At 61.6% G+C, this 297-nt stretch carries 1 protein-coding gene; it reads left to right on the forward strand.

Annotated elements, in window-relative coordinates; genetic code table 11:
• Nucleotides 1-297 (forward strand): GTP-binding protein (locus QSJ95_RS32670; protein ID WP_285647906.1); only part of this gene is annotated, 297 nt, incomplete at both ends.

The following is a 297-nucleotide window of genomic DNA, read 5'->3' on the forward strand; positions in this document are numbered from 1 at the left end:
GTATCACCATCAACACTTCGCACGTCGAATACGACTCGCCGGTACGCCACTACGCTCACGTAGACTGCCCGGGCCACGCCGACTACGTGAAGAACATGATCACCGGTGCTGCCCAGATGGACGGCGCGATCCTGGTTTGCTCGGCTGCCGACGGCCCCATGCCGCAGACCCGCGAGCACATCCTGCTGTCCCGTCAGGTAGGCGTTCCCTACATCGTCGTGTTCCTGAACAAGGCCGACATGGTTGACGACGCCGAGCTGCTGGAACTGGTCGAGATGGAAGTTCGCGACCTGCTGA

Origin of the sequence: Pseudomonas sp. NBRC 100443 (assembly GCF_030268185.1) — a bacterium.
Lineage (GTDB): Bacteria > Pseudomonadota > Gammaproteobacteria > Pseudomonadales > Pseudomonadaceae > Pseudomonas > Pseudomonas citronellolis.